An 11179-nucleotide genomic window follows, 5' to 3' on the forward strand; every position below is an offset into this window, starting at 1 on the left:
GCTAATCCGCGATGAACCAATTAAAAGCCCAACGATATCGTTGGGCTTCATTTATAAAACTTTAACCTTCAAAGTGTTACTCATCTGGCTGCTTGGTTCTAAGGTCTACATACGGCCAATAATGATGTCCAACACGAATCAACAATGTTGCCGCGGCCAAGATAAATGCCGCTAAAGATAACCAAACGATCAATACCGCATCGAGTTCTTTCATGCCCAAAGTGATGTAACGAGCAATCGCCATCATCGCGATATAGATCGGGTATCGCACTGGAATCTTACCGTTCATCACAAACTGCTGAACCATCGCCAACACTTCTAAATAGATGAACATCAGCAGAATGTCGGTCAATTGCACTCGGCGTTCAGCGAAGACATGCATGAACTCTTCGACCATCGCAAACAAGGTCGCGAGCGTGATCGCCACCAGCAATACCGCTTCCATAATGTGGAATACTTTTAAAAACGGCTTACTAAAAGATTTAGGTAAGTGAGAAGGCATAGTCACTCTTCAAAAAATAATTAATCCAGTCTCTACAATAGCATGCATCAATATAAGTCGCGTACTGTCAAAGCACCGACTTTAGGCTAACGCCATCAACTCATCGGTAACCAACATTAAGAAGCAACGGTAAAAAGCAACAAATACAAAAATGGCCCCGCATTCACTGCAGAGCCATCTGTTTGTCTTTTACTTAGCGACTTCTTAGTGACTAATTAGCCTTAAAGCAGAATCAGGTAAGTTAAGAACACCACACACAGTCCGTAGATAAGCGGGTGTACTTCTTTGCGCTTACCTGCCACAACCATTGTGAATGCGTAGCTGATGAAGCCCATCGCCATACCGTTCGCAGGAGAGAAGCTTAGCACTGTGAACATGATAGTGAAGAAGGCTGCAATGCGTGACTCTTTCTTTTCCCAGTTGATCTGACCAAGACGACCTACCATGTAGATGCCGACTACTACCATCGCAGGCGCAACCATAGCTGCTGAGAAGATAGAGAAGATTGGGTATAGGAATAGCGAGATTAGGAACAGACCAGCCACCATGACTGCTGCCAAGCCCGTTTTCGCACCTTGAGAAGAAGCGATGCCAGACTCAGAGAATGCGGTAATTGATGTGGTACCAAGAATAGAGCCAATCACAGTACCGCCCGCATCTGCTACTAGAGCCGATTTCGCGTTTGGCACCTTACCGTCTTTATCGATGATGCCCGCATCACGGCCAACGCCGACAATGGTGCTCAAGCCATCAAAGAAATCGACAATCAAGAATATAAGTACGATGAACAGTAGGTCGAACATTTTCTCTGGCGTGAAAGCAGAGAAATCAAAGATAGCGCCGAAGCTGCCTGCCATGCTTGGTGGCATAGCAATGAACTGCTCTGGGATTGGTGCGTTTGAAGTGCCCATGAAGACGTCAGCAAGAATCGTCAACACGATAGCAGAAACGAATGAGATGAACGTTGCTAGCTTGATGTCACGAACCATACAACCCAGTGCGATGAAGATGCTCACGTAAGCGATGATCACTTTTGGATCAGAAATGTCGCCTAAGCCTACCAATACGAATGGGTTAGAAACGATGATGCCCGCATTCTTAAGACCTAAGAAAGCAATGAACAGTCCGAGAGACACGGTAATCGCCAACTTCAAATCTTCAGGAATCGATTCAATCATCGATTTACGAATATTGGTCAATGAGAACGCAAGGTACAAAATACCAGATAGGAAGATACCGAACAGCGCTTCATTCCAAAGCACGGCAACAGATCCACTTAACAGCAGACCTTTGAAAAAGCCGTTCATACTCATGCCCGGCGCTAGCATTACAGGGTAGTTGCCCCAAATGCCCATAATTAGGGTTGCGATTGCCGCAGACAGAGCCGTTGCAGTAAACACGGCACCTTTGTCCATGCCTGGAATATCACCCAAAATTGCTGGGTTAACCGCCAGAATGTAACTCATCGCCAAGAAAGTAATGAAACCCGCATACAGCTCAGTGCCAATCGTGGTTTTTCTTTCAGTGATTTTAAACATCGAATCAAGCGAGCCAGAGGTGTTCTGGGCTTTCAGGGTGGAATCGGTACTCACAACAAAACCTTTGCAATAAATTAAGAATTTGGTGATTCAAATGCTGTGAGAATAGAGAGGTCTCTACACTAAAAACTGTAGTCACCAAGGTAGGCTCGGTAGTAGAAACATCTAGTCCATATCACTAGATATATACAGCATTTAATCGTTTGCGCGGATTGTAAGGATTGAGATTAAAACTTCAACAAATTTTGTCCAGATCACATAAAAAAGTACCGATGACGAGTCATTACATTTATACAAAGATCTTTGAGAAGATCATTTGCTGATAAATAACGATCAAGCCAGTTGTTCTCAATCATCTAAATATGCTACTCTTCGCCTCCATTTTTCTGACCTAATTTTCACCAGTTGCTTCTATTAGTTTTACTCGTTATCTCTTTATAGACGTAACCAACGGCACAATTAGTAGATGCGCCATCGGAACAAAAATTAGAGTCAGTGCTATCTTTTAAAGTGTAGGTTTATTGCCTTCACTCAATCCAACCAACAGTGGAAATATACAGATGGGCAAAGGTACTCTTTACATCGTATCTGCACCTAGTGGCGCAGGTAAGTCGAGCTTGATCTCAGCAATGCTAGAAACCAATCCAACCTACGCAATGAAGGTATCTGTTTCACACACCACTCGCGGTATGCGCCCTGGTGAAGAAAATGGTGTTCACTACCACTTCGTAGAGAAGCATCATTTTGAAGACCTTATTACTAAAGGTGAATTCCTAGAGTACGCTGAAGTGTTCGGCAACTACTACGGTACTTCACGCGTTTGGATTGAAGAAAACCTAAACCGCGGTATCGATGTATTCCTAGATATCGACTGGCAAGGTGCTCGTCAGATCCGTGAACAAATGCCTCAAGCGAAGAGTGTATTCATTCTTCCACCATCAAATGGTGAACTAGAGCGTCGTTTGAATGTTCGCGGTCAAGACAGCGACGAAGTTATTGCGAAACGCATGAGCGAAGCAAAATCAGAGATTTCTCACTATGCAGAATATGATTATGTGATCGTGAATGACGACTTTGATGCAGCCCTAATGGACTTCAGAGCTATCATTCGTGCGGAACGCTTAAAAGAAGATAAGCAAGCAGCGAAATACAGCGGCATGCTTACTGCTTTATTAGCGGAATAATCTAGATCCCCTAGATTTTCTATTGAGATAAGTATACGGTGATCTAGAAAGTATCTAGTTAAACTTGTATACTTTCTCGTCATCAAAAATTTATTAGTTAATTACTATTTGGAGTCCTCATGGCACGCGTAACTGTTCAAGACGCTGTTGAAAAAGTTGGCAACCGTTTCGACCTAGTTCTTATTGCGGCTCGCCGCGCACGTCAAATGCAAACTGGCGGTAAAGATTCACTAGTGCCTGAAGAAAACGATAAGCCAACGGTTATCGCTCTTCGCGAAATCGAAGAAGGTCTTATCACTAAAGACGTACTAGATGCTCGTGAACGTCAAGAGCAACAAGAGCAAGAAGCGGCTGAACTTGCAGCAGTAAGCAGCATCGCTCACACTCGTTAGCTCATATTCGCAAAAAGCGTCATTCGAACTAATTAACCTTCCGGGCCTTTAATTTGTATCTATTCGATAGCCTCAAAGACGTTGCCCAAGAATACCTAACAGAGCCTCAAATTGAGGCTCTGCGTCAATCTTATGTGGTAGCGAGAGACGCCCATGAAGGGCAAACCCGCTCAAGCGGTGAACCATACATTATCCACCCTGTAGCTGTTTCAAGAATCCTGGCAGAAATGCGTCTGGATATCGAAACCCTGCAAGCTGCTCTGCTTCATGATGTCATCGAAGACTGTGATGTCACTAAAGAAGATCTAGAGGAAAAATTTGGCAATACCGTTGCTGAATTGGTTGATGGTGTATCTAAGCTGGATAAGCTTAAATTTCGTGATCGCAAAGAAGCGCAAGCAGAGAACTTCCGCAAGATGGTTCTCGCCATGGTGCAAGACATCCGCGTTATCTTGATCAAATTAGCTGACCGTACTCACAACATGCGCACGCTTGGGGCACTTCGTCCTGACAAAAAGCGTCGTATTGCTCGTGAAACCCTAGAGATTTATTCTCCACTAGCTCACCGTCTTGGTATTCATAACATCAAGACCGAACTAGAAGAGCTGGGCTTTGAAGCCCTCTATCCTAACCGTTATCGCGTACTTAAAAACGTAGTGAAAGCTGCGCGTGGTAACCGTAAGGAAATGATCCAACGTATCCATAGCGAAATTGAAGGCCGCCTTGAAGAGGTCGGTTTGCCTGCTCGCGTACTTGGTCGTGAAAAAAACCTGTTCTCCATCTACAACAAGATGAAAACTAAAGAGCAGCGCTTCCACACCATTATGGACATCTACGCTTTCCGCGTCGTGGTTGATACCCCAGATACTTGTTATCGCGTACTTGGTCAGGCTCACAGCCTGTACAAGCCTCGCCCTGGCCGCATGAAAGATTACATTGCGGTACCAAAAGCCAACGGCTACCAATCTCTGCACACGTCAATGATCGGCCCTCACGGGGTGCCAGTTGAGGTTCAGATCCGTACTGAAGATATGGATCAAATGGCAGACAAAGGTGTCGCAGCGCACTGGTCTTACAAAGGCAACGGCTCACGCAGCAGTAATGGCACAACCGCACAGGTTAAAGCACAACGTTGGATGCAGAGCTTACTTGAGCTGCAACAAAGCGCGGGTAACTCATTCGAATTCATTGAAAACGTTAAGTCTGATCTGTTCCCAGATGAGATCTTCGTGTTCACGCCGAAGGGTCGCATTGTCGAGCTTCCGGCAGGCGCAACAGCGGTCGATTTTGCTTACGCGGTGCATACCGATGTCGGCAACATGTGTGTAGGTGCTCGTGTCGACATGAACCCTTACCCACTCAGCAAATCGCTGAAGAACGGTCAAACTATTGAGATCATCAGTGCTCCGGGCGCACGTCCGAATGCAGCATGGCTCAACTACGTGGTGACATCGCGTGCACGTACTAAGATCCGTCAGGTTCTGAAAACGATGCGCCGCGAAGAGTCGATTACCTTAGGTCGCCGTCTACTGAACCACGCACTTGGCGAACACTCGATTGGTGATATCGGCCAAGAGAACGTTGAACATGTATTGTCTGATCTTCGTCTCGACAGTATTGAAGACTTGCTAGCGTCAATTGGTCTTGGTGAGCTGATGAGTATCGTAATTGCTCGTCGTCTGCTTGGTGATGCTGACGAACTGACTGAAGTGGAAAACAACAGCGACACACCAAGGAAGAAATTGGCTATCCGTGGTGCTGAAGGTCTACTACTGACGTTCGCTAACTGTTGTCACCCAATTCCAGATGATCACATCATTGCCCATGTATCGCCAGGTCGTGGCCTTGTGGTTCACCGTGAAACGTGTCCAAACGTTCGTGGTTACCAGAAAGAACCAGACAAATACATGGCGGTTGAATGGTCTGACGATTACGACCAAGAGTTCACTGCTGAACTTCAGGTTGATCTGCAGAACCACCAAGGTGCACTGGCTGAGTTAACTAACGTTATCTCAAAAACAGGCTCTAACATTCACGGTATTTCAACCGAAGAACGTGATGGACGCCTGTACACAGTGACTATCTTGCTGACCACCAAAGATCGTGTTCACCTTGCAAGTATTATGAAAAAGCTACGTGTGATGCCACACGCGCTGAAAGTAAGACGTCGTAAGAACTAACGTTTAAACTTGATAATAGTTTTGCCAAGAATTTAAATCCCCTTAATGCTTTATCGCTTAAGGGGATTTTTATAACCGTAATCCTAGTATTTACCGCGCTCCCTCCCATTCCTGCCTGTACAAAAATCCAGTAAAATGCTTGAATAGATCATCTCTCTTACGTTTATGAGCCTTGTTATGTCACAGCTTTTATCTGCTATCCCTCTCAACTCTTTATCTGGAGTCGGCGCTAAAGTCGCAGAGAAACTGGAAAAGGTTGGGCTTAACAACGTACAAGACCTACTGTTTCACCTACCTTTACGATACGAAGATCGAACACGCATCTACCCAATCGTAAAACTGCACGCTGGCCTTTGGGCTGCAGTACAAGGCAAGGTCATGCATGTCGATACCATTTTCGGTAAACGTAAGATGTTGGCGGTAAAGATCTGTGATGGTAACGGCACCATTACTCTGCGCTTTTTCAACTTTACTGCCGGTATGAAGAACAACTTTGCCGAAGGCAAACAAGTCCATGCCTACGGTGAAATCAAGCGCGGTAATATGGGACTTGAGATCGTCCATCCTGACTACAAGTTCTTTGCACCAAGGCAACAACCAGATGTGGAAGCGAACCTAACTCCGGTGTACCCAACCACCGAAGGGCTAAGACAAGTCACGCTGCGTAATCTTACCGATCAAGCCTTAGAGCTAATCGACAAGGCCGCAGTTAACGAGCTTCTCCCATCAGGTTTATACGACCACCAAATTACCCTCGCACAAGCACTGCATACCATTCACAGGCCGCCCCCGGGCATTGACCTAGAGCTGTTTGATGAAGGCAAGCACCCTGCGCAACTGCGCCTAATTATGGAAGAGTTACTGGCTCAAAACCTGTCTATGTTGTCTGTTCGTAGCAAAGGGCAGCAAGACAAGGCAATGCCTTTTCCTCCAGTAAACACCCTTAAAGATAAGCTACTGGCTCAGCTGCCGTTTTCACCAACCAATGCCCAAGCACGAGTGACCAAAGAGATCGAAGCTGACTTGGAAAAGCCGCATCCTATGATGCGTTTAGTGCAAGGTGATGTGGGCTCTGGTAAAACCTTAGTCGCTGCACTGGCGGCGGTTCGCGCATTGGAACACGGTCAACAAGTAGCACTTATGGCACCCACTGAACTACTCGCAGAACAACACGCGATTAACTTTGCCAACTGGTTTGAGGCAATGGGTATTCAAGTTGGATGGCTAGCAGGTAAGCTCAAAGGCAAAGCTCGTGAAACTGAACTAACACGTATTGCCAGTGGCGAAGCGCAAATGGTGGTCGGTACTCATGCCCTGTTCCAAGAGCATGTCGAGTTCAAAAACCTTGGTTTAGTGATCATTGATGAGCAACACCGATTTGGTGTCCACCAGCGATTAGAGCTACGTGAGAAAGGCGCAAAGCAAGGCTACTACCCCCATCAGTTGGTCATGACCGCTACCCCAATCCCACGAACGTTAGCAATGACGGCCTATGCCGACCTCGAAACTTCGATTATTGATGAACTGCCACCGGGACGAACCCCAATTCAAACCGTGGCAATTCCTGATACCAAGCGCGATGACATTGTTGAACGTGTGAAAAATGCGTGTCTCAATGAAGGCAAACAAGCCTACTGGGTATGTACGCTAATTGATGAATCCGAAGTATTAGAAGCGCAAGCCGCGGCCGACACTGCAGAAGAGCTGCAACGCAAACTACCAGATGTAAAAATTGGCTTGGTGCACGGCCGAATGAAACCCGCCGAGAAACAGGCGGTGATGAGAGAGTTCAAAGAGAACAAGCTGCATCTATTGGTTGCGACAACCGTGATTGAAGTGGGCGTGGATGTTCCGAATTCGAGCTTAATGATCATCGAGAACCCAGAACGTCTTGGCCTAGCGCAACTGCACCAACTGCGTGGCCGTGTCGGCCGAGGTTCGGTCGCAAGTCATTGTGTATTGTTGTATCACTCTCCGCTGTCTAAAACCGCTCAGAAACGCCTAGGTGTGCTACGTGAAAGTAACGATGGCTTTGTGATTGCACAGCGCGACTTAGAAATCCGTGGCCCCGGTGAATTGCTCGGTACCAAACAAACTGGCTTGGCTGATTTCAAGATCGCCGATCTAATTCGTGACCAACGTTTGATACCTGAAGTGCAGCGTATTGCGCGTCATATTCACGATAGCTACCCAGACAATGCTAAGGCGATCATCAACCGTTGGTTGGGTGAACGCGATGTTTACTCTAAGGCGTAGTTAACACTAAGGCGTAGTTAACACTGAGACCGTGTTCAAACGTAAAAAAGGCTTCCTCAAGGAAGCCTTTTTAGTGTGCGTTACTTTCATCAAGCAAGAGCGAGATTCCCTATTCGCTCGTTCCTCACGATAGGGAATGACGATCAAAGTAAACTTTCATCATCAAAGTCCATGGTTAGCAATTCGTCATCCTCGGAGAGGGAAGAATGACCGAGTCGGGGATCTCTTAACCGTTCCCCGAACCGAACTTATCGTCATCAAACGGACCGATGATAACTAGGGCTTAACCGGGAAACTGATCTGCGCTTTTAAGCCACCTTCACTGCGGTTATTGACCACAACAGCACCTTGATGCTGGCTAACGATACGTTTCACAATTGCTAAGCCCAAGCCCGTTCCTTCGCTACCACGAGCCGTGTCACCACGCGTGAAAGGTTCAAACAGCTTTCCGATCTGGTCTTGTGGAATACCCGGCCCGTTATCTTCTACCGTCACCCAAGCAAGCTTGTTATCCGCCGTCATACCAGTTGATACCTTGACCCAACCATTACCGTAACGCAGCGCATTCACCACCAAGTTGCTCACAGCACGCTTCATCGCGATCGGATTACCTAGCGCTGGCTTCATCGATTCTGGAATATCGGTTTCAATCTGAACCTCGTAGCCACCCTCAGAGCTCGATACCTCACGAGCAATATCATCGACAAACACCGCTTGGAATGAATCTCGGTCGACAGGCTTTAGGTAATCCATGAACTGGCTGATGATTTCATTACACTCTTCGGTATCACTGATAATCCCCTCAGCTAAGTAGGCATCCTCTGGTGACATCATCTCAGTCGCTAAGCGAATACGCGTTAACGGAGTACGTAAATCATGGCTGATACCCGCCATCAACAAGGCGCGGTCTTCTTCTAGCTCTTGGATGCCTTTCGACATCTGGTTAAAGGCTCGAGTTACCGAGCGAATCTCTTGTGCGCCTTGAACTGGCAATGGCGGTGGAATATCACCTCGCCCGACACCTTGCGCCGCTTTCTCTAGCGCTATCAACGGACGGTTTTGCAATCGGATAAACAGCCAACCACCTGCGACAATCAACAGCGCCATGATCAGACTGTTACGAAACAGTGGTGCAAAATCCTCTTCTTGCAGCTCTGATAACGGAATACGAATTAAAGAGTTGGGTAACTGCGCAATGTCCATCCAAAGCACATAGCTCTCTTTACCCAAGATCAGCCGCACTTCAGTTTCAGAACCCAGCTCCTTGGTCATCTCCTCACTCATCAGGTCGATTGCGACCGCATGGTAATACTCACCCGCCGCTTCGCTGCCCTTGGCGTGAACGGTTACCCCGAGCTGTTCAAGCACACGCTGACGCAATGGCGCATCGATCTCGATATCACTGCCTTGGTCCAATACCAGGTTTAGCTCGTGAGCCAAAATCTTATTAAACTGCTGCAAACTTGGCATCAACGCATAGTTAAACACCGCGTAATAAGAAAAAATTTGGCTAGCGACCAATAGCGTTAAGAAAAGCACTATCGACTGAGTAAAGGAGCTACGTATACGCATGGGGTACCCGAATAAAGAAAGTGTTATATGACTATAACTCTAAACCATTGTGCTGAATAGAAAACGGGCCATCGCATATTAATGAGATGACCCGTAAGATTCACAGAATCGATAAAGCTACTGTAGAGCTTATTAAGCTGAATTACACAGCTTTGCCATCTGGAACGAATACATAACCCAAGCCCCACACCGTTTGGATGTAGCGAGGTTTGCTTGGATCTTCTTCAACTAGACGACGCAGACGTGAAATCTGAACATCGATAGAACGTTCCATTGCTGAATACTCACGGCCACGAGCCATGTTCATCAGCTTATCGCGAGACATTGGCTCACGAGCATTCGTTACCAAGGACTTAAGAACCGCAAATTCTCCCGAAGTAAGCGGCATTGGCTCTTCACCGCGGAACATTTCGCGAGTACCTAGGTTCAAACGGAATTCACCAAATTCAACCACAGACTCTTCTGTACTTGGTGCGCCCGGCGCTTCAATGACTTGGCGACGCAGTACCGCTTTAATACGAGCAAGCAGTTCACGTGGGTTAAATGGTTTTGGCAGGTAATCATCAGCACCCACTTCCAAGCCCACAATGCGATCCACTTCATCACCCTTTGCTGTAAGCATCAGGATTGGTAGCGAGTTGTTTGCGTTTCGTAAACGACGACAGATCGATAGACCATCTTCGCCCGGCAACATTAAATCCAATACCATCAAGTGAAAATTTTCACGGGTTAACAGGCGGTCCATCTGCTCACTGTTTGCCACGCTACGCACTTGAAAGCCCTGCTCTGACAGATAGCGTTCTAACAGTGCACGTAAACGAGCATCGTCATCGACCACTAAAATTTTGTAGTTTTCTTGCATGTAATGGTTCCACCTATTAAAGCTTAAACCTAAGGTTAAGCATTCTTGGTAAATTGTATATTGGTATAAGACATTAAAAATGTAACATTATTGGAGAAAAAGTCGCCTAAATAATTGTTAACGTATGTTGCCTTTCTATATATTCTATCTTAGATCATCATTTCATTAAGTCAGATTTATGAAAACCAAACTTATCACCCGAGAAGGTTATAACAAACTCAAAGCAGAACATGACCACTTATGGCACGAGAAGCGTCCAGAGATCACCAAAATAGTCACTTGGGCTGCAAGCCTAGGAGATCGTTCAGAAAACGCAGATTACACCTTCAATAAGCGTTTGCTTCGTCAGATTGATCGCCGAGTGCGTTTCTTAAGAAAGTTCCTACCTGATGTCACGATCGTGGATTACTCACCTCAACAAGAAGGTAAGGTCTTTTTCGGTGCTTGGGTCGAAATTGAGAATGATGATGGGGAAATTAAGAAGTTTCGAATTGTCGGCCCAGAAGAGATCTACGGCGATGCTAAAGGCTATATATCTATCGACTCACCAATGGCTAGAGCTCTGCTCAAGAAAGAAGTAGATGACGAGTTTACGGTAAAAACACCGGAAGGCGACAAAGAGTGGTTCATTAACTCGATTCGCTACGCAGACAACGAATAACCAAACTTAATAAACACTTAGCGATAAACTGA

The 11179-nt window shown here is 46.2% G+C and carries 9 protein-coding genes and 1 riboswitch; of the genes, 5 read left to right on the plus strand and 4 right to left on the minus strand.

What is annotated here, in order from left to right; translation table 11 throughout:
* Positions 1 to 76: 76 nt before the first annotated feature.
* Both AB4482_RS18285 and AB4482_RS18290 read right to left on the minus strand, forming a co-directional pair.
* Positions 77 to 502: a phosphate-starvation-inducible protein PsiE gene (locus tag AB4482_RS18285; protein ID WP_017062464.1), complete on the minus strand. Its 426-nt coding sequence runs from the start codon at positions 500 to 502 to the stop codon at positions 77 to 79.
* A 221-nt stretch (positions 503 to 723) separates the two neighbouring features.
* Positions 724 to 2094: an NCS2 family permease gene (locus tag AB4482_RS18290; RefSeq protein WP_017062465.1), complete on the minus strand. Its 1371-nt coding sequence runs from the start codon at positions 2092 to 2094 to the stop codon at positions 724 to 726.
* Between the two features lie 58 nt (positions 2095 to 2152).
* Positions 2153 to 2252, minus strand: a riboswitch (purine riboswitch).
* Between the two features lie 348 nt (positions 2253 to 2600).
* Between AB4482_RS18290 and gmk the strand changes: the two genes are divergently transcribed.
* The 4 genes from gmk (at position 2601) to recG (ending at position 8052) form a co-directional block, all read left to right on the plus strand.
* Complete coding sequence (gene gmk / locus AB4482_RS18295) at positions 2601 to 3224, plus strand: guanylate kinase (RefSeq protein WP_017062466.1); 624 nt, start codon at positions 2601 to 2603, stop codon at positions 3222 to 3224.
* A gap of 119 nt (positions 3225 to 3343) precedes the next feature.
* Entirely contained in the window at positions 3344 to 3616 is a 273-nt protein-coding gene (gene rpoZ / locus AB4482_RS18300; RefSeq protein WP_009848003.1) for a DNA-directed RNA polymerase subunit omega, read from the plus strand.
* A 53-nt stretch (positions 3617 to 3669) separates the two neighbouring features.
* Entirely contained in the window at positions 3670 to 5796 is a 2127-nt protein-coding gene (spoT, locus tag AB4482_RS18305) for a bifunctional GTP diphosphokinase/guanosine-3',5'-bis pyrophosphate 3'-pyrophosphohydrolase (RefSeq protein ID WP_372181394.1), read from the plus strand.
* Between the two features lie 177 nt (positions 5797 to 5973).
* Positions 5974 to 8052 (plus strand): ATP-dependent DNA helicase RecG, encoded by a 2079-nt coding sequence (gene recG / locus AB4482_RS18310; RefSeq protein ID WP_372181395.1) that lies wholly within the window; start codon positions 5974 to 5976, stop codon positions 8050 to 8052.
* A 276-nt stretch (positions 8053 to 8328) separates the two neighbouring features.
* Here recG and envZ read toward each other — a convergent pair whose 3' ends face one another.
* Positions 8329 to 9624, minus strand: coding sequence for a two-component system sensor histidine kinase EnvZ (envZ, locus tag AB4482_RS18315; RefSeq protein WP_102398527.1), 1296 nt, complete (start codon positions 9622 to 9624; stop codon positions 8329 to 8331).
* 142 nt (positions 9625 to 9766) lie between these two features.
* Positions 9767 to 10486, minus strand: a complete 720-nt coding sequence (ompR, locus tag AB4482_RS18320) for a two-component system response regulator OmpR (RefSeq protein WP_008218409.1) — start codon at positions 10484 to 10486, stop codon at positions 9767 to 9769.
* Between the two features lie 178 nt (positions 10487 to 10664).
* Between ompR and greB the strand changes: the two genes are divergently transcribed.
* Positions 10665 to 11147, plus strand: a complete 483-nt coding sequence (gene greB / locus AB4482_RS18325; RefSeq protein ID WP_017062470.1) for a transcription elongation factor GreB — start codon at positions 10665 to 10667, stop codon at positions 11145 to 11147.
* The last annotated feature ends 32 nt before the right edge of the window (positions 11148 to 11179 follow it).

The organism is Vibrio sp. 10N.222.55.C7 (genome assembly GCF_041473335.1).
In the GTDB taxonomy this organism is placed as follows: Bacteria; Pseudomonadota; Gammaproteobacteria; order Enterobacterales; family Vibrionaceae; genus Vibrio; species Vibrio crassostreae_C.

Excerpts from the sequence above, each read along its gene's own strand:
- rpoZ (WP_009848003.1), top strand. The coding sequence starts at position 3,344 with ATGGCACGCGTAACTGTTCAAGACGCTGTTGAAAAAGTTGGCAACCGT.
- envZ (WP_102398527.1), bottom strand. The coding sequence starts at position 9,624 with ATGCGTATACGTAGCTCCTTTACTCAGTCGATAGTGCTTTTCTTAACG.
- recG (WP_372181395.1), top strand. The coding sequence starts at position 5,974 with ATGTCACAGCTTTTATCTGCTATCCCTCTCAACTCTTTATCTGGAGTC.
- AB4482_RS18285 (WP_017062464.1), bottom strand. The coding sequence starts at position 502 with ATGCCTTCTCACTTACCTAAATCTTTTAGTAAGCCGTTTTTAAAAGTA.
- greB (WP_017062470.1), top strand. The coding sequence starts at position 10,665 with ATGAAAACCAAACTTATCACCCGAGAAGGTTATAACAAACTCAAAGCA.
- gmk (WP_017062466.1), top strand. The coding sequence starts at position 2,601 with ATGGGCAAAGGTACTCTTTACATCGTATCTGCACCTAGTGGCGCAGGT.
- ompR (WP_008218409.1), bottom strand. The coding sequence starts at position 10,486 with ATGCAAGAAAACTACAAAATTTTAGTGGTCGATGACGATGCTCGTTTA.